Raw genomic sequence first — 16,685 nt, 5'->3', positions numbered from 1 at the left:
CTGTCGTTTCAATGAGAGGTTTAGTTACTCTACTGTAGTACCCAATTTAATACCATCACGCCCGCCAGTCCGGATACGGAGACCAGGGTTTCCATGATCGACCAGGTTTTGAGTGTATCGGCCATCGACAGTTGAAAATACTCCCGAAATAGCCAGAACCCCGTATCGTTTACGTGGGAAAACATCATGCTCCCGGCCCCGATGCTTAATACCATCAAATTCGGCTCAACGCCCGAAGTGGCCAGCAGTGGGGTTACGAACCCGGCGGTAGTGATGCCCGAAACGGTCGACGAGCCAACACAGACCCGAATGAGGGCTGCCATACCCCAGGCCAGTACATAGGGATGCAGCGTTGAGTGTTGCATCAGATCGGCAATCGACTGATTTACACCCCCGTCTGTCAGGACTTGTTTAAGGGCCCCCGCACCACCAAAAATCAGAAACAGCATAGCCACATCCTTGATGGCATCGCCAAAGAGCGCAGTCACATCGGGCATCGTCTTCCCGCGCCATAGCCCCAGGGTGAACGACGCCAGAACAACCGCAAGAAACATACTCACGATGGGTTCACCAACAAACACTACCGACTGTTGGAGCCAGGAGTTGGTAGGTAGAAATGGGCTTACCAATGTGCTGATGCCAATAAGCAGAATCGGAAACAAAACGGTCAGGAAACTTACAGCGGTCGAAGGGGTCTGATGGTTTTCCAGATTGGGAGCGATGAATGCCGGATTGGGTAAGTTGGTGTACCGCTTTAAGGTGGCCCCGAATAGGGCGCCCGAAACCAGAATGGCCGGGATAGAAACCAGGATGCCATAAAAAAGTGTCAGCCCCATGTTGGCGTTGAACTGCTTTAAGATAGCTAGTGGAGCCGGATGCGGTGGCAAATACCCCTGCGTAACGGATAAGGATGCCAGCATGGGCAGGCCAATGTACAGAGCGGGCAGCTTATACCGATAGGCTACCGTGATAACCAGCGGAGCCAGCAGCATGAATCCTACCGAATAGAAGAGGGGTAAGCCAACGATGAAGCCGGTAACCATAAATGCCCAGCGGGCGTGCCGGGTGCCCACCAGCCGCATCATACTACTGGCAATGCGTTCGGCGGCTCCGCTTTGGGCTACCAGTTTGCCCAGCATAGCCCCCAGAGCAATGATGGCCGTAATGGAGGCTAACGTGCCGCCAATCCCTTTCTGAATAGCCTCGACAATAGCCAAAGGGGCAAGACCCAGTGCCAGCCCGACACCAATCGAAACGGCCAGAAATGCCAGAAAGGTATGTAAGCGAACCCATGAAATGAGCGCAATCAGCGCCAGAATACCAAGCAGGGTAATGGTTAAGGGCATAAGGAGAGCGGGAAGGTCATCCAGGTTTGTGTTGGAAAGGCATTGCTTAATAGATTTTAACCTTGTATCGATAGCGACCTCTAAAATACTCCCTCATCTTGACCACTTCCCGATTTTGGTCCGAAATCCAGAACGTTGCATACACGCCTTGCTGACCATAGTCGATTTTTAAAATCCAGCAGTTGAGTTTAGCGTCTCCACCAACTTGCAAATCTTCTTTCCCGGTTACTGTCAACCGATAATAGCTGGCCGACGGACTCCCTGGTTCATAGAAGGCAATCGCAAATTCCTGACCAATTCGTTTGAAGGGAAGCAGCGGAAAAATTTCCAGATCCATCGGAAATAAAAAGGCCGGAGGATTCATAATCACCCGGAATGAGCTGTCTTTCGCCGTACGCTGATCGGCCACGGGAACTGTTACGGTTGTACCATTAAAGACAAAACGGCGATTGCCTCGTTTGGTGTAGGTAGCTCTGTGGGTAAGAGGGGCCAGCGAGGGCAACAGGCCGGTAGCAGATACATTGGCCAGCAGGGAATCTTTCTGAAACCACTGCCAGTCGAACTGGTAAATTTTTTGTCCACTGGGCGTAGTGGTCAGACGAATGCTTCGATCCCAGAGATCGGCCGAGGAGAGCCGATGGCCAAGACTGTCTTCAAAAAAGACGGCATACGTGCGCTTCGCTTCCCGAAAAGCAGCCAGGTTCAACTTTAAGGTCGATGTATTGATGGTGTCAATTTGCGCACGAACTGTACAGACTGAGCTACATAGTACAATGAAAGCCAGGAAAAATCGATGCATGGTCAAAGCCAGAGTTGAGGAAAGGTCTAAGTTACCGTTTCACACCTTATTTTCATCCATTTTCGTTTTCAAACCGGGCTGAAGATAGACTGGCTATAACGTTCGAATTTGTGAAGAATATGTTAAAATTTGACTACTATAAAAATAGTTTAATAAATTATTTGTTATTTATTCTCAGATTATTCTCATCATTGCTATTAGCAAAACCACAGATATTTATAGTTATGAGTAACTCGAATCAACTTCAATATTTTGTTTCACAATCGTACCGACAGGTTCAACTATCGGTTAGCAAAGGTGAAATACCGTATCCATATAGCGATTTCTCCACGCAATTTGCCAACTTACTCCAAGCCTCTGGCGATGAAGCGTATGCCCGTAACCTTACAATTCAGCTAGTGGAAGAGGCTGCGCAGTACCGGCAGACAACGGATTATTTGCGCCAGGAAATGGCTTTTGAAGGGCAGGCCGCCAGCGTAAGCGACCGTACAACGGCTGTTGCGCTCGATCAGCATCACGATACTGCGTTGGTTGATCGCCGTATGCACAGACACGCCCCACGCACAAATCAACTGGTAGAGGAATTAGTGTGAGAAGCCACAACGGGTTTAAACAAGAATGGGCCAGTGTTCAGCATCGGCCCATTCTTGTTTAAACCCGTCGAATCAAATCCAGTAGTTTACGGTCCAGTTTGTGGCCGTACCAGTCTTCATAGACTATGTCCGTTCGGCCCGAGTCCAGAATACCGAACGAACCCACGAACTCCCAAAGCGCAAAGCCGATTCCATGACTGGACAGAATGTCGAGCACATCGCTGAACCACGCCAGAAATACAGGGTGGGGCGTTTTGTTCCAGCAGCCACATTCGCCACAATGAACCCCCACACCGTTGTTGACCAGGTCGATCCAGGGCTGATAAAAGGTTTCGAGCATCGCCCGGCTGAGGTATTTATCACCCACCTGCCCCGGCCATTTCGGTTCGGGCAGATGATCGGGATCTTTATTGGCCCAGGGGGCTTTGTAGTGCGAAATAATGCCTGGATTATAGCCCCGACAGCTCTGGGCAATATCAAGATCGACCAATTCGGGGATCACTGAGCTACCCGTATTGTTGCCATCGGCAATGATCAGATGCTTCGGATTTTCTTTACGAATGGCCTTAGAGGCCGCCATCGCTACTTTTCGATATACATCACCGGGCACTGTGCTGTGGGGCGAGTGCTGATCGTTCATATCAGCCCGCATACTGGGCTCATTCAGCAGGTCGAAGCTGATTTTCTTAGAGGATACGGTCTTATATCGCTTCGCCCACATGTTCCAGTGGAAGCAGAACGCGTCCAGAGCGGCCTGATCTTTCCAGAGGTTATACGGTTCATGAAAACCCGCATTCACGCAGTAACCTGGTGCCCGGTGGAGGTTGAGGCTCACGTGCAGGTTATATTTATGACCCATTGCTACTAATTGATCAATTCGGTCAACGGCCTGCTGGTCAATCTGGTACACTTCGTCGGGGGTAATGTTACGGCTTCGGTCGAACTTCAGGTACGACGGATAAGCGATGGGTATCCGAACAAAGTCAAATCCCCAGTCCTGCATCCATTTGAAGTAGTCTTCTTTTGTAGCGGGTCGGCTGTTGGCCGGATCGGGGGAGAAAAAATCCAACAGGTTAAATCCTTTCCACCTGGGGAGTTTGTTTTTGACTTGACTGGTCGGCTGCGGAGTAGTCAGCAGGTCGGAACCTGCCGTACCCAGCGTTGCAGCCACCAGGCTAGTGTTCCGAATAAATGTCCGTCGTTCCATAAGCAGAAGAGCGGGCGTAGCTTTTAATCTACTCTAAAATCCTGGTGTGTCGGCAGGGGGACCATCGTGCCTGCCATCGTAAAACCGTCGGATCAACTCCGCCTGATGTATTAACCCGAGGCTATTCAATTTGTCTGTCAAGTAAAACAGGGGCCTTGACGCCTTATAAGGCAAATCTTGCATGTTGACGATAAATAGAACCGATAACCATGAAAAAAGACCTTGTCGCGTTGGGCCTGGCTACTCTTTCACTCCTGGGTGTTTCCGATAGTTTTGCTCAGAAAGGAAAGCCGTTGTACACGTTTCCGATTGGTGTTGAGTCGTATACCTACCGGGCGAGTTTCCCCAAAAATGTCATTGCTACGCTGGATACCATCAAGGCATTGGGCATTACGGATATGGAAGGTGGCGCTCCCAAAGGGTATACTGAAGCCGAATTCAAGAAGCTGTGCGACGAACGCGGCATTAAAATTTCGGCTACGGGCGGGGGATACGAACAACTGGCCAAAGACCCTACCGATGCCATCAACAAAGCCAAAGCCCTGGGCGCATCTTACATCATGTGCGCCTGGATTCCTCACGAAAGGGGGCATTTCAACCTCGATAACGCTAAAAAAGCCGTGGAGGATTTTAACCGAATCGGCAAAACGATGAAGGACAATGGTATCACGTTCTGCTACCATAACCACGGCTACGAATTCCATCCGTACGAAGATGGTACCCTGTACGACTACATCGTGAAAAACACCAATCCCGACTACGTTTCGTTCGAGATGGATATTTTGTGGGCGCAGCACGGCGGTGCCGATCCCGTTGCTCTGCTGAAAAAGTACGGTAGCCGTTATAAACTGATGCACCTGAAAGACCTCAAGAAAGGGATAAAAGGCGACCTGACGGGTGGTACTCCTCCCGAAAATGACGTGGTTCTGGGCCAGGGGCAGGTTAACATTCCCGAAATTTTACGTCTGGCGAAAAAAGCAGGCGTCAAGCACTACTATATTGAAGATGAGAGCAATAAAGAATACGAGCAAATGCCGAAAAGCATTGCATATCTGAAAAGTCTGAAGGAATAAGTGTCTGGCTTATCGCTGGCGTATAAACTACATTTTGCCATCACGACCAGCAACCCGGTCGTGATGGCAAAATGCTTTATAGACAACTGATCAATAGCCAACCAAGGGGCCAAGTTGTCTTAGTTGCCTTTCGCTATCTTCTTATTGGCTTTTCGGATGGCGTCGAACCACAGATCGTAGGTGAAGCAGTTTTCCCAACCCCGGAAGTCGTAATGCCACCACTCCCATGGAAAAATGGCGAAACCGACCTGCTCCATAGCTTTCCGTAACAACGTCCGGTGTGCCAGCGACGCACTATCCGAATCCATGTAGCTATGGTAGGCGCGCGGGGTCGATTCGTCGTAGGCGGATGGCATCGATAGGCGTTTGCCGGTCTTTAGCTCATACAACGACAGATCGATAGCCATACCCCGGTTGTGTTTAGATCCTTTTCGAGGGTCGGCCACAAATGTGGTGTCGCCATGTTCTTCGTAAAAGAGCATGGTAATTGCATAGGGTCGGTATCCGTCAAATAAGACCAGTCCATAGCCCTGTTTCTTCAGATTTTCGGCCACCTGTCTGAGGGCTAAAGCGGCTGGTTTGCGCATAAATACATCGGCTGTGGGGTATAGCTTCCGTTTTAGAAAATTAGTGGTATCGGCATAGGTAACGTCGTACTGGGCATCCGGCAAAATCTGGTGCATATCGACCAGCTCATTGTCGGGGTCAGCCGCCACAATTTTCTCGTAAATTCTCACATCACCAACAACCGGCAGGCCGTACTTGCTTTTGGGCAAATCGAATTTTAGTTGCTGAGCCGGGAGGGATATGCTCACCGATAAGCAAAGAAGGAATGTGCTCAGGCAGGTCGATTTTTTCATGGCGTTGCAGGGTATTTATGGGCAATTAGCGGGCTGGGATGGAGGGCGTTGGGGGTTGGTACAGGAAAAAGTCATAAATCGCACGGGCCGATTGGGCAATGACCTGTTCACGGTCGGCCAGCGGCATGGGCGAATCACCAACAAAAACCGCAATGGCGATATGCCCTGCCTCATCAGGTAAAGTGATAATGCCCACATCATCGGTAGCAATGCCATTCAATGATCCGGTTTTATGCGCGATGACCGTGTTGGGAGGTAAGTAGCCTTTAAGCCGGGCCGCTCCACCCCGGCAGCGTTCCATGACACCCAGCAACAGAGCCCGACTTTCGGGTTTAAGGGCTGTACCCCGGTAAATTTGCGTCAGTAAATTGACCATTGCTTCAGGAGTGGAGGTGTCGCGGGGGTCGGTTGCGAGTTTGTGGGAGGCTTTCTGCTTTATATCGGGCGTGGTGGCACTATCCAGACGAGCATAAAAGCCCAGGGTCCACTGATGAGCAGGGGGTAAGGTAATGCCATCAAGGTCGGCAAGCAGTTGAATGATGGTTCGGTCGATCGACATGCCCTGAATCCCCAACGCATTTATCCGCTTCTGAACGGCCTCGGTGCCGCCAACCAACCGCAGCAGGATGTCGGTAGCCGAATTGTCGCTAATGACCATCATCAGTTCCAGCAGATTCTGGACCGAAAGCTGCACCCCCGGTTTGGCAAACAGTACATCCAGCGTACCACTGCCCGGATGCAGATCGGACGGTTGTAGGTCGACCATCGTCATCAGCGAGAGCTTACCTTGTTCGATGAGCGTGAACAGTTGTACGGCAATGGCTACTTTCACCGTACTGGCCATCGGAAACCGTTCCTGCACATTCAGGCTGACCTGCTTACCTGACTCCAGGTGAAGAGCGCAAATGCCGACTTTGCCCTTCGCGAGAGTGGCAATCCGGTCGAGTTCGCGCTCCAGCCGCTGGGTGGCAATATCCGCCGGTTTACTGATCGACTGAACGGGTTGCGCACATATCGAAAGGCTACCAAACAGCCATGTATAGATCAGAAGGAAGGGGAGTTTCGGGAAAGTTGACAGCATCGATTGGGTTGTTTTAGGAGTGAGATTAGTTGGTCAGGAGATTATACCAGAGCCAGGGCTTGTTCCAGATCAGTGATCAAATCACGGACGTTCTCAATGCCGACAGAATAGCGAATCAGGCTCTCGGGAATACCTAACAGGCTCCGTTGCTCTTCCGTAAGTTCGACGTGGCTAGTGGTTCGGGGAGGGCCAGCCAGTGTGCTGACGGACCCCAGGCTGGCAGCCAGGTGGACAAACTGGAGTCGGGGAAGAAACTGCTTAACCTGTTCATAACCGCCCTTCAAGGAGAAACTCAGAATGCCCCCAAAACCTGACATCTGCGCTTTGGCAATACCATGACCCGGATGACTGTCAAGCCCCGGATAAAACACCTCACTCACTTTGGGATGCGCTTTTAAATACTGAGCTACGGTTAGTGCCGATGCGTTTTGCCGTTCGATGCGCAGTTCCAGGGTTTTCATGCCACGGGCAATCAGGTAAGCTGGATCGGCCTGTAAGCTGGCACCGTTGATTTCCCGGAATTGAAAGACTTTCTGGATCAGGTCTTTGCGCCCGCAGAGTACACCTCCCATAGCATCCGAGTGGCCGCACAGAAATTTCGTAGCACTATGCAGCACCAGGTCGGCTCCTAATGCCAGCGGATTTTGATTGATGGGTGTGGCAAACGTATTATCGACAACGGTGACAGCCCCCACACTTTTAGCCGCAGCCGCCAAACGGCGCAGATCAACGATTTTAAGTGTTGGATTCGTGGGGGTTTCCAGATAGAGCAGGTCGCAGCCTTTCGCTATTTCGGTTTCGAGGGCATCGAAGTCGGTTGTATCGCAGAGGGTAACGGCTACCTGATAGCGCGGCAGAAAATCAAGAAAAAGGCGACTGGCTCCTCCGTAGGTGTCTTTCAGGGAAACCACCCGTTTGCCGGGTTCCAGCAATGCAAACAAGGTATTGCTGATGGCTCCCATGCCTGTAGCAAAGGAGGTGGCTGCTTCGGCACCTTCCAGAATCCGTATTTTCTCTTCGAGGACATGAACGGTTGGATTGGTGTTGCGGCTATAGATGTAGCCGTCGGCATTGCCCGTGGCTACCTGATGCCATTCGTCCAGGTCATTGTACCCAAAAGTGACACTTTTAATGATGGGAGGAGTAATGGCCCCTTCGGTAAACAAATCGGTTTCGCCCGCCCATACCGATGCGGTACCTTTCTGGTGATTCGCAAAATCCATAGTTATCAGGTTGTAATTGATTGAGGTCTACCTGGTAATGATACATAAAAAAGGAATTAGCCCTAATCCGATAGCGCACAGATTTTTAGGATATACGGGATTTTTAAGATCAGTCGGTAATTGTCGGCCCAGAATCCTAATGATCCGTCTTCTATTCGGATAGAATGCCCCGAAATGATTAACTTTTGCCGGATTCATCAATACAACCTCCAGATCTATGCGATTTTTAAACAAAGCCAGTTGGCTTATTTTTCTGATTGGCTTTCTGCCCGGTAGTGGGTCATTCGTCTTGGCTCAGTCCCGCCCGTCTCTCTCCGAATTACGGCAGCAAATCGAGCAGGAGTTGGCCCGCCATCCGGGTGTGTTTGCCGTTGCGTTTAAAGACCTGACCACGGGCCAGGAACTACTGATTCGGGAGAAAGAACGATTTCATGCCGCCAGTACCATGAAAACGCCCGTTATGATTGAGGTGTACAGGCAGCAGGCACAGCACAAACTAGCGCTTACGGATTCGATTCTGGTCAAAAATGAATTCAAAAGTATTGTCGATGGCAGTCCGTTCAGTTTACCCATCCGTGTGGACGATGATACGGTTACGTACAAACAACTGGGTACGAAGCGAACGCTGGCTTCCCTGGTTTACGACATGATCACGGTGAGCAGCAATCTGGCTACGAACCTGATCATTGAAAAGGTTGATGCCCGAAAGGTTACTCAAACCATGCGTGAACTGGGGGCAAAGGATATTGAAGTTTGGCGGGGTGTAGAAGATGCAAAAGCGTTTGCCAAAGGCCTGAACAATACCACAACTGCCTACGATCTGATGGTGATTTATGAGAAACTGGCACAAGGGAAAGTGGTAAGCCCCGAAGCTTCGCAGGCCATGATCGGTATTTTGCTGGAACAGAAGTTCAACGAGTCGATTCCGGCTAAACTACCGAAGGATGTGAAAGTAGCTCATAAAACCGGGTCAATTACGGGTGTCCGGCATGATTCGGGAATTGTGTACCTACCCGACGGCCGGACGTATGTACTGGTCATTTTGTCGAAGCAGATCAAAGAAGACCTGGAAACACAGAACGCTATGGCAACCGTATCAGAATGGCTGCACCGCTATGTGTCGCAGGGAGGCAAATGAAAGGGCGTAACTCCTTGATTATAAGAACTTAATTTTGTGCGTGAGCGCTTTTGTCGGCCTAACGAAAGTGGCCTGCTGTATATTTATTAACCTGCTTCTTTATTGTCGCGTTAATAAATGGTATGGGCGATCCTCTTACCGCAATGTTTACACCCAATACACTATACTTAACGACTCACGCGATGATTGCTCAGGGAAAAGATACAGCCATTCCAATTTATTCGCTTCAGCAAAGCAGTAGTCTGGGGAGTTCTCAATTCGAAGTGATCGAGTCGAACGGAGAATTCCGGCGTCATCGGTCCAATTTTCTGATACCCCATCGGAAAGACTATTATTTTCTGTGTTTCGTGCGCCATGGAAGCAGTCGGCACTGGGTCGATTTCGTACCGTATACCTTGCAGCCCAATACGTTCTATTTTTCGGTGCCGCAACAAGTGCAGGTTAAAGAAAAAACGGAACCGCTGGAAGGCATTATGCTGTCGTTTACTGAAGAGTATCTCCAGCTCGACGAAAACCGCTCCTTACGGCAATTGCCCATTATTCAGAACCCCGACGATGCCCACGAACTGACGCTGCTTCCTGAACATGTACAGTTTCTGGAAGACCTGCTAAAAAAGATATTGATCGAGTTTAATACTGACCGAAACTGGCGGAGCAAAATGCTGCAATCGTACGTCAGTATCTTATTGATTTATGTAAGTCGGTTGTATGTTCAGCAGGTGAAGGCAAAGGGGAGTTTGGCCGATCGGGGCTTGCTGAAACAGTTTCGGGCGTACATTGATGAGCACTATGCTACGCTTCATCAGGTTGCCGATTATGCCGGGTTGCTTCATCTGACACCGGGGCATCTGAACGACCGAATCAAGCAGCAGAGCGGGAAAACGCCCATCGAGCATATTCACGAGCGGCTGGTGCTGGAGGCCAAACGATTGCTGTTGCATACCGAACTGTCGGCCAAAGAGATTGCCTGGCAACTGGGTTTTGAGGATGCCGCTTATTTTCATCGGTTCTTTAAGCGGCTGACTGGTGAGACACCAACCGCATTCCGAACCGACATCCGCGAAATGTACACCTGAAACCGATAAACGGTCAATGACAGCCGCTCGATAGATCTGTAGCTTTGCGGTATGAACACAGAAACCGAATCGAATAAACAGATCGTTGCCCGTTTCAACAGGGAAGCCATTGAGCAGGGGCGAATCGAAGCCTTTGACGAATTGATTGCTCCCGATTTCATCAATCATACGGCTCCTGCCGGTATGCCCAAAGGCCCGGAGGGCATGGTACGGTTTATTCTGGATGTGATACGACCCGCTTTCCCCGATTTACGCGTTACAATTTACGATCAGATTGCCGAAGGCGATAAAGTGGTGACCCGCAAAGCTTTTCACGCGACTCACTCCGGCCCGTTTATGGGTATTCCGGCCACTGGCAAATCCATTGTCTTTCCCATTATCGATATTGTACGGTTGCGCAACGGTCAATACATCGAACACTGGGGTATTCGCGATACGCATACTGTTCTAAAACAACTTACTCAGGAGTAAGATTATGAAGACCTACCTCGTATTAGTACGTGAGCCCGATGGGCGAACCGTTATTCCACCCGCCGATGCCATTCAGCAACATCAGCTTGCCGTGAAGTCGTGGATAGGTGAACTCGGTGCCAAGGGGCATTGGCTGAGTGGGCAGGCCTTAACCTTGTCGGGACGGGTTATTCGACCCACTACCGACGGTAGACAGGTATCCGATGGCCCTTACCGAGTGGATGGGCAGGAGATTGTTGGCGGCTATATGCTCCTGAAGGCCTCCAGCCTTGAAGAGATTACGGCACTGATGAAAACCTGCCCGGTGCTGGATACCGACGGTTTTGTTGAGATTCGGGAGATAATGGAATGATCCCAAGCCCAAAAAACGCAGTACGGTCAGGCTCTAAAACTGACTGGAGAAGTTTCTCAATTATGGCTCTGGATTAACGGGGTCGCTAAAAACAGCTGTATCGATTTCTGGAGTAGCTATAGTTTTAGCTTGATGGCAAGTCTGCCCAGAATTGCCGTAATACCAACAATGAGCAAGGCAAACAGTAAAGATTTAACTAAGCCAATCAGTCCGGTTGTTAGAAAAGCGGGCAGCGAGACACCGGATAACTCTGCCACACTGTAATACACATACGGAATCAGGTAGCAGGTTAAGGTACTGGTGCCCGCAGGTTTGACAAAATCGAACCAGTGGGCTTTCTGCTTCAGATCGACTAGCCAGTAAACCCCAGCGTAGACGATATAGGCTATACCGGAGCAAAGAAAAATCCAGGTGGGTGTGGCCTGAATCTTGGAGATAATGAAAGCATTTCGGAGCAGAAAGCCCGCAATGAGCAACGCAATGCCAATACTGGTAAACAGCAGAGGCAATTGCTTTTCCCGACTCAATTGTTGCCAGCGCGTTCGCAAACGGGTTGCCACAATACCCTCAAAGGCAAATACATTGAAAGCGCCATTGTCGGGAATCCAGTTGCGGGGGCCAGTGGGCCATAGGGCATGCAGCCAGCCCGCATGACCAGCTATGTTTAGCAGCGCAAAAAACAGCCCACCTAGTACCAACAGAATAGGCTGCTTGTGAAGAAACAAATAGAGAAGGGCACAGGTGAGGTAAGTCCAGCCGATCAATCCCAGAATGCCCCACCATTGAGGGGTCATACCCGTCAGATGCGCTTCGTCGCCCCCTTTGAATTTGAATGCCAGGCAAATAAGAATACCCACTCCCAGCGCTTGTAAGCCTATAAATAAGGCGTTTGTCGTGCCCTCTCGTTTAGGATACTGGTTCCAGATCAGAAAGAAGCCCGTAACCATCAAAATCTGAAACCAGGCTGAGCGCATACCGGTTGCCTGTGCATTCAGATCGGGCAGATTGACAATGAACACACCCATGATCAGCAGCGCGGCCGACCGGAGTACGATATGTTGGATGAGTTGCCCGTACGAATCGCCCTTGCTGAGTCGGTGCTGGATCGCAAACGGGATCGACATCCCGACAATGACCAGAAAGCAGGGGAAGACGGTATCCGCAAATCCCAGAAAATCCTGATCTCGTTGTGCATGTTCGAGCCAGACAGGTATGTCTTTTAAGGTCCATAAGTCATTGACGAAAATCATGGTTAGCATCGTCAAGGCTCTGAACACATCAATCGAGAATACGCGTTTCGTCACCATACTGGTGCGAGTGGGCGAGGTTTCAACGGACAACATTGCTGTACGAATTAAGGGGTGGTACTTAATTTTCCGATCTCGTCAAACATAGCTCTAAAGCAGTTGGAGGGTGTGTTCGCTCCGGCTTCGGCTGCTGCGTTTTTACCATAAAATTCATCCAGAAACGGCCCGGCTCCCGACCATACGGTTTGCATCATGCCCTGGAATCGTTCTCTCATAACCGGCGTCACCGATTTTCGAAATCGCACCATATCCTGCGTTTGGGTAACGGCAAAACCGGGTTTGCGCCACGGACAGGTGATCACGCTCAGCCCTTTTGTGGCGAAATAAACGGCCGTCTGGTCGGGTCGTTCGTAATGCCAGTCGCAAATCATCACATCTTTAGGAATCAGGTCGATGGCGCGGTGAGTGTTATTGAAACTACCTTCCCACATACCGATCCCCGTCGTTTTGCCGTCGATCAGTCGGTCGCCCCACATCCAGAGCTTCCGATTGTTTAGTGCCAGATGGTTTCGGATTTCGGTTACTTCACCCGCAAATAGTTCGGCCTTATCGCGGCCTGAACAGCGCGGACATTTGTCATGACCAATGTAAAACACTTCATCCAGACCCGCATGAAATGCATCGGCTTCGAACGCATCACAGATTTCGTCGACCAGATCGAATACGACCGCATGAACGCCCGGATGCAGTGGGCAATAGCTTTTGCAATAGAGTCCGTCCTCGTTCGGCCAGATATACTTTTCGGGCATCTTTACGCTGGGGGTTTCGTCGAAGTCGGGGTATACTCGAAGCAGATTCCCGGTTTTACTGGCCCAGGACTGATGCCCCAGCAAATTGATTTGGGGAATGAGCCGAATGTTATGTTTCTGACAGGCTTTTACTATTTTTTTTACCTCCCGTTTCGACAAGGCAAGGCTATCGCGCAGTTCGGGGTGGCTGCCGAACTGGTAGTTATAATCGACCCGAAGAATCAGCGTGTTAACTTGCCGGGTGGCCAACTCCTCGTTGATAAACTGAATAAACGCATCGAGTTGTTTGGGGAGAGGAGCCGCTATGCAAAACCCACGAACGGGCAACAGGCTGTCGAGCTTTGTTTGACCGATGCCAGGTATAGTAGCGAATAAGCTTATAAACAGGCAAATCAGTGGAGCGATTCGGGCCATCAGAGCGAGCTTACAAATAAAGGTGACTAGTTGTGTAAAGCGAGTTGATCCCGGAAAATACCGATTCGTGGGCAGCTATAAACGGATACACCATAGGAGGAGTATAGTTTACAGAGGTAATAATTCCTGATAGGAAGAAACTCGCTTCTGATGTAGCCACAGCCGTGTATAGTATTCATTCGTTAAACCTGCTAACTTGAGGGCGTCTGCACTAGCTGGAAGGGGCCCACTATCGCCGTCACTAGTGCCCGTTATGTCGGACGTATCATACGGTGTGTTATTATTCTGAACTATGAAATTTATACTATTTTCTGGCTTCCTGTTGATTGGCGTTTGTTCGATAGTCGCTGCTCAAAGCAATCAATATGTTCGGGTAAAAGCGGGGCAGAATCCGACTAATTCTATATCGTTCAGTGAACGCTACCAATACCCGGAATTTACGATGGGGAAGATTATTTATGCGTCCAGCAAGGTGTCAGCGGCTCGGTTCAACTATCATCTATTTTTGGGTGAGATGCATTTTATCAACGCTACGGGCGATACGCTGGCGCTGGAAAGTGACCCTACCATTCAACTGCTGGTTATTGGAATCGACTCATTTTACTACGAGTATCCCAAGACTTACTGGCAACTGGTTTCTACGTATCATTCGGCTCAATTGCTGATCAAACGGACCATGGTTTTGATTGACCGTGAAAAAGAAGGCGGCTACAAACAATCGATGGGTGCTTCTGCGATACGGACCACGAGTACGTATGCAGGGGGTAATGGATCATTAGCCCGATTGGACGCCCATAGTGATATGCTATTTTCAAATAAAGCGGAGTTTAGACTACGGGATAACAATGGTAAATTTCATCCGGCAAGCCAGGCTGGATTCCTGCATATATTCGCTAAAAACAAGGCGGTGGTTAAACAATACCTGAAGGAAAATTCGATCAATTTCAATCAGGAAGCTGATCTGAAAAATAGCCTCGCCTTTTGTACGACTCTGCTCTAGCCAGGTAAGTAGGGGAGGGACCTGATACAGCGCCTTGTTGCTAAGCAGATGGTTGTGTGTCTGGGATCGCGCTGTAGCTGTTGGATACCACAGGTTTTCTTACGGCTATAAAAAATCCCCCCAGCCGAAGCCGGGGGGATACCTGGAAACCGTGTTTGCGCTGGAGTGATGGATGCGTAAGGGTTTATTTAATCGCAACGAGTCGGCTTGGAGAAGACTCTACACTGGGCGTTGCGAGTTTAAACGAGAATTCTTCGGTTTGCGAGCCAGCTGAAATACGGAAGGTGTAGTTACCATCGGCAAGCTGGCTCATATCGAATTGCTGGCGGAAGGTATTGCGTTTGCTGTTTTTGCCGACGACAATTTCATCGAATACAATATCGCCCCGTTCATTAACTAATTCAAGACGGACTTTATTGGCTGACTGGTATTTTTCAAGGCATAACCACAGTTTGGACGCGTCGGCAGCCGGAAACATAACGGCTGAAAAAGCTTTCGCATTGGCGTGGTCATCGATTGCCAGAACGGGTGTAGCAACCGATACAGAAAGGGCCAGAAGTAAGGCGCTGGAAAGGAGTTTAATGGACGTTTTCATGGAGTTGATCAGGATTGTTTGAGAACCTTTAGCTGTCAACCCAATGATGGTTACGCAAAAATGAATCGTTGCCGTTCGGGAAAAACGGTTGAATCGAAGGATAAACGGCAGAAACTAATCGACAAAGTCCAGGTCTTTGCCGAAGGTTTCGTCCATCCGGCTAAGTGACCAGAACGCCAGACCATATACAATCAGGGCCAATAGACCGGCGGCCACCAGAGCACCCACTGTTGGTTTTAAGGCCTGAAAGGATAGGGTCATCAGAATCAGCGTGCCACGTACCACACTGGGTACCGATGTGGTGGCTGTATTCCGAAGATTGGTGCCATATAGTTCGGCTACCATGGTTAGGTACATGGCAATATAACCCGTGCAGAAGCCCGCCATCAGACAGATCAGGTACAGCCCATTGGCTGTTTTAATACCGCCAAACAGGTAAATGCCACTCAATAAAGCACTAAAGACAAGCAGCCCCGTTATGGCCTTTATGCGCGACTGTAACCACTGACTTAGGGGTCCGCTGAGCAAATCGCCCCCGGCCAGTCCGACGTAAACCAGCATCACACAGCGGCCTGGCTTTACGATGTCGGCAATCCCAAGTGCCTGCCCAAACTCGTTGGCGAAGGTGGCCAGAATCCCTACAATAAACCAGGTTGGCATACCGACCGTAACACATCGGAAGTATTTAATGGCCTGTTTTCGGGTTCTGAAAAATTCCAGAAAATTGCCTCGGCTAACCCCTTTGTGCTCTGCTTTCATCCGGCTAAAGAGGCCCGATTCAAACACACTCACCCGGAGCAGCAGCAAGGTCAGCCCCATACCGCCCCCCACCCAGTAAGCCGTTCGCCAGTTGAAATACTCGACGGTCATATAGGCCAGTCCGGCACCCAGGTAGCCAATGCCTGCCACCATGGCCGATCCATAACTTCGGATTTCTTTCGGGAGAATTTCGGAGATGAGTACCATGGCTGCACCAATTTCGCCCGAAAGTCCTACGCCAGCCAGAAACCGCAGCAGGGCATAGGTATTCACATCCTGCACAAAACCACAGGCAATGTTGGTGAGCGAGTAGGTAAGAATACTGCCAAAGAGTACCGACATCCGGCCGCGTTTATCGCCCCAAACTCCCCACAGAAACCCGCCGATCAGGAGTCCTGCCTGCTGGAAATTGATGATAAACGTTCCAGCTTTTGATACCTCTGCTTCCGACAAGCCGAACGACTGCAGACTAGGAACGCGGACAATGCTGAAAATGAGCAGATCGTATACATCGACAAAAAATCCTAATGCCGAAACAATAACGGGTAATGTAAACAGCGGCCGCAATGAGGTGCGTTGGGGCGTAGGGGAAAGGGTATGCATTGAAAGCAGGGGGGAGAGGGAGGAAGGAAGAAAGGGAGG

At 50.0% G+C, this 16,685-nt stretch carries 17 protein-coding genes; 7 read left to right on the top strand and 10 right to left on the bottom strand.

Going from position 1 to position 16,685, the window contains the following annotated elements; all coding sequences use genetic code 11:
• Nucleotides 1–29: 29 nt before the first annotated feature.
• Entirely contained in the window at nucleotides 30–1,346 is a 1,317-nt protein-coding gene (locus B153_RS0111820; protein WP_020596920.1) for a gluconate:H+ symporter, read from the bottom strand.
• Nucleotides 1,347–1,392: 46 nt separating this feature from the next.
• On the bottom strand, nucleotides 1,393–2,145 hold the full coding sequence (locus B153_RS0111815; protein ID WP_020596919.1) for a DUF3108 domain-containing protein: 753 nt from the start codon (nucleotides 2,143–2,145) through the stop codon (nucleotides 1,393–1,395).
• Between the two features lie 224 nt (nucleotides 2,146–2,369).
• Between B153_RS0111815 and B153_RS0111810 the strand changes: the two genes are divergently transcribed.
• Nucleotides 2,370–2,738, top strand: coding sequence for a hypothetical protein (locus tag B153_RS0111810; protein WP_020596918.1), 369 nt, complete (start codon nucleotides 2,370–2,372; stop codon nucleotides 2,736–2,738).
• 58 nt (nucleotides 2,739–2,796) lie between these two features.
• Here the strand turns inward: B153_RS0111810 and B153_RS0111805 are convergent, their stop codons facing one another.
• A complete protein-coding gene (locus B153_RS0111805; RefSeq protein WP_020596917.1) occupies nucleotides 2,797–3,945 on the bottom strand; it encodes a glycoside hydrolase family 5 protein in 1,149 nt (382 codons plus the stop codon).
• A 209-nt stretch (nucleotides 3,946–4,154) separates the two neighbouring features.
• On the opposite strand from B153_RS0111805, the gene B153_RS0111800 reads away from it, so the two are divergent.
• Nucleotides 4,155–5,018 carry a sugar phosphate isomerase/epimerase family protein gene (locus tag B153_RS0111800; RefSeq protein WP_020596916.1) on the top strand — a complete coding sequence of 288 codons (864 nt, stop codon included), beginning with the start codon at nucleotides 4,155–4,157 and terminating at the stop codon, nucleotides 5,016–5,018.
• 119 nt (nucleotides 5,019–5,137) lie between these two features.
• Here the strand turns inward: B153_RS0111800 and B153_RS0111795 are convergent, their stop codons facing one another.
• From B153_RS0111795 to B153_RS0111785, 3 genes are read right to left on the bottom strand one after another with little or no spacing between them, the layout of a single operon-like run.
• Nucleotides 5,138–5,878, bottom strand: coding sequence for a M15 family metallopeptidase (locus B153_RS0111795; RefSeq protein WP_020596915.1), 741 nt, complete (start codon nucleotides 5,876–5,878; stop codon nucleotides 5,138–5,140).
• A gap of 25 nt (nucleotides 5,879–5,903) precedes the next feature.
• Nucleotides 5,904–6,959, bottom strand: a complete 1,056-nt coding sequence (bla, locus tag B153_RS0111790; RefSeq protein WP_020596914.1) for a class A beta-lactamase — start codon at nucleotides 6,957–6,959, stop codon at nucleotides 5,904–5,906.
• A 41-nt stretch (nucleotides 6,960–7,000) separates the two neighbouring features.
• On the bottom strand, nucleotides 7,001–8,182 hold the full coding sequence (locus B153_RS0111785) for a cystathionine gamma-synthase family protein (RefSeq protein WP_020596913.1): 1,182 nt from the start codon (nucleotides 8,180–8,182) through the stop codon (nucleotides 7,001–7,003).
• A gap of 217 nt (nucleotides 8,183–8,399) precedes the next feature.
• Between B153_RS0111785 and B153_RS0111780 the strand changes: the two genes are divergently transcribed.
• The 4 genes from B153_RS0111780 to B153_RS0111765 all read left to right on the top strand — a co-directional run bounded on the left by B153_RS0111780 (nucleotide 8,400) and on the right by B153_RS0111765 (nucleotide 11,219).
• On the top strand, nucleotides 8,400–9,320 hold the full coding sequence (locus B153_RS0111780) for a serine hydrolase (protein ID WP_020596912.1): 921 nt from the start codon (nucleotides 8,400–8,402) through the stop codon (nucleotides 9,318–9,320).
• 182 nt (nucleotides 9,321–9,502) lie between these two features.
• Nucleotides 9,503–10,396 (top strand): helix-turn-helix domain-containing protein, encoded by an 894-nt coding sequence (locus tag B153_RS0111775; protein WP_020596911.1) that lies wholly within the window; start codon nucleotides 9,503–9,505, stop codon nucleotides 10,394–10,396.
• Between the two features lie 51 nt (nucleotides 10,397–10,447).
• Entirely contained in the window at nucleotides 10,448–10,867 is a 420-nt protein-coding gene (locus B153_RS0111770) for an ester cyclase (RefSeq protein WP_020596910.1), read from the top strand.
• Between the two features lie 4 nt (nucleotides 10,868–10,871).
• The gene (locus B153_RS0111765) at nucleotides 10,872–11,219 is read left to right on the top strand and encodes a YciI family protein (protein ID WP_020596909.1); all 348 of its coding nucleotides are present in this window, start codon (nucleotides 10,872–10,874) and stop codon (nucleotides 11,217–11,219) included.
• A 116-nt stretch (nucleotides 11,220–11,335) separates the two neighbouring features.
• Here the strand turns inward: B153_RS0111765 and B153_RS0111760 are convergent, their stop codons facing one another.
• A complete protein-coding gene (locus tag B153_RS0111760; protein WP_063672815.1) occupies nucleotides 11,336–12,562 on the bottom strand; it encodes a heparan-alpha-glucosaminide N-acetyltransferase domain-containing protein in 1,227 nt (408 codons plus the stop codon).
• A gap of 11 nt (nucleotides 12,563–12,573) precedes the next feature.
• On the bottom strand, nucleotides 12,574–13,689 hold the full coding sequence (locus B153_RS0111755) for a family 20 glycosylhydrolase (RefSeq protein ID WP_020596907.1): 1,116 nt from the start codon (nucleotides 13,687–13,689) through the stop codon (nucleotides 12,574–12,576).
• 292 nt (nucleotides 13,690–13,981) lie between these two features.
• Here B153_RS0111755 and B153_RS0111750 point away from each other — a divergent pair, with 292 nt between their 5' ends.
• Entirely contained in the window at nucleotides 13,982–14,689 is a 708-nt protein-coding gene (locus B153_RS0111750; protein WP_020596906.1) for a hypothetical protein, read from the top strand.
• A 184-nt stretch (nucleotides 14,690–14,873) separates the two neighbouring features.
• On the opposite strand, the gene B153_RS0111745 is transcribed toward B153_RS0111750, so the two are convergent.
• Both B153_RS0111745 and B153_RS0111740 read right to left on the bottom strand, forming a co-directional pair.
• Nucleotides 14,874–15,284, bottom strand: a complete 411-nt coding sequence (locus B153_RS0111745; RefSeq protein WP_020596905.1) for a hypothetical protein — start codon at nucleotides 15,282–15,284, stop codon at nucleotides 14,874–14,876.
• Between the two features lie 114 nt (nucleotides 15,285–15,398).
• Nucleotides 15,399–16,646 (bottom strand): MFS transporter, encoded by a 1,248-nt coding sequence (locus tag B153_RS0111740; RefSeq protein WP_026262092.1) that lies wholly within the window; start codon nucleotides 16,644–16,646, stop codon nucleotides 15,399–15,401.
• Between the last annotated feature and the right edge of the window lie 39 nt (nucleotides 16,647–16,685).

Source organism: Spirosoma panaciterrae DSM 21099 (assembly GCF_000374025.1).
GTDB classification, from domain to species: domain Bacteria; phylum Bacteroidota; class Bacteroidia; order Cytophagales; family Spirosomataceae; genus Spirosoma; species Spirosoma panaciterrae.
This window is presented reverse-complemented; position numbering and strand designations above follow the sequence as displayed.

Coding starts and splice junctions, on each gene's coding strand:
- B153_RS0111805 (WP_020596917.1), bottom strand. CDS start 3,945: ATGGAACGACGGACATTTATTCGGAACACTAGCCTGGTGGCTGCAACG.
- B153_RS0111765 (WP_020596909.1), top strand. CDS start 10,872: ATGAAGACCTACCTCGTATTAGTACGTGAGCCCGATGGGCGAACCGTT.
- B153_RS0111800 (WP_020596916.1), top strand. CDS start 4,155: ATGAAAAAAGACCTTGTCGCGTTGGGCCTGGCTACTCTTTCACTCCTG.
- bla (WP_020596914.1), bottom strand. CDS start 6,959: ATGCTGTCAACTTTCCCGAAACTCCCCTTCCTTCTGATCTATACATGG.
- B153_RS0111760 (WP_063672815.1), bottom strand. CDS start 12,562: ATGTTGTCCGTTGAAACCTCGCCCACTCGCACCAGTATGGTGACGAAA.
- B153_RS0111795 (WP_020596915.1), bottom strand. CDS start 5,878: ATGAAAAAATCGACCTGCCTGAGCACATTCCTTCTTTGCTTATCGGTG.
- B153_RS0111820 (WP_020596920.1), bottom strand. CDS start 1,346: ATGCCCTTAACCATTACCCTGCTTGGTATTCTGGCGCTGATTGCGCTC.
- B153_RS0111815 (WP_020596919.1), bottom strand. CDS start 2,145: ATGCATCGATTTTTCCTGGCTTTCATTGTACTATGTAGCTCAGTCTGT.
- B153_RS0111780 (WP_020596912.1), top strand. CDS start 8,400: ATGCGATTTTTAAACAAAGCCAGTTGGCTTATTTTTCTGATTGGCTTT.
- B153_RS0111785 (WP_020596913.1), bottom strand. CDS start 8,182: ATGGATTTTGCGAATCACCAGAAAGGTACCGCATCGGTATGGGCGGGC.
- B153_RS0111740 (WP_026262092.1), bottom strand. CDS start 16,646: ATGCATACCCTTTCCCCTACGCCCCAACGCACCTCATTGCGGCCGCTG.
- B153_RS0111750 (WP_020596906.1), top strand. CDS start 13,982: ATGAAATTTATACTATTTTCTGGCTTCCTGTTGATTGGCGTTTGTTCG.
- B153_RS0111755 (WP_020596907.1), bottom strand. CDS start 13,689: ATGGCCCGAATCGCTCCACTGATTTGCCTGTTTATAAGCTTATTCGCT.
- B153_RS0111745 (WP_020596905.1), bottom strand. CDS start 15,284: ATGAAAACGTCCATTAAACTCCTTTCCAGCGCCTTACTTCTGGCCCTT.
- B153_RS0111810 (WP_020596918.1), top strand. CDS start 2,370: ATGAGTAACTCGAATCAACTTCAATATTTTGTTTCACAATCGTACCGA.
- B153_RS0111775 (WP_020596911.1), top strand. CDS start 9,503: ATGATTGCTCAGGGAAAAGATACAGCCATTCCAATTTATTCGCTTCAG.
- B153_RS0111770 (WP_020596910.1), top strand. CDS start 10,448: ATGAACACAGAAACCGAATCGAATAAACAGATCGTTGCCCGTTTCAAC.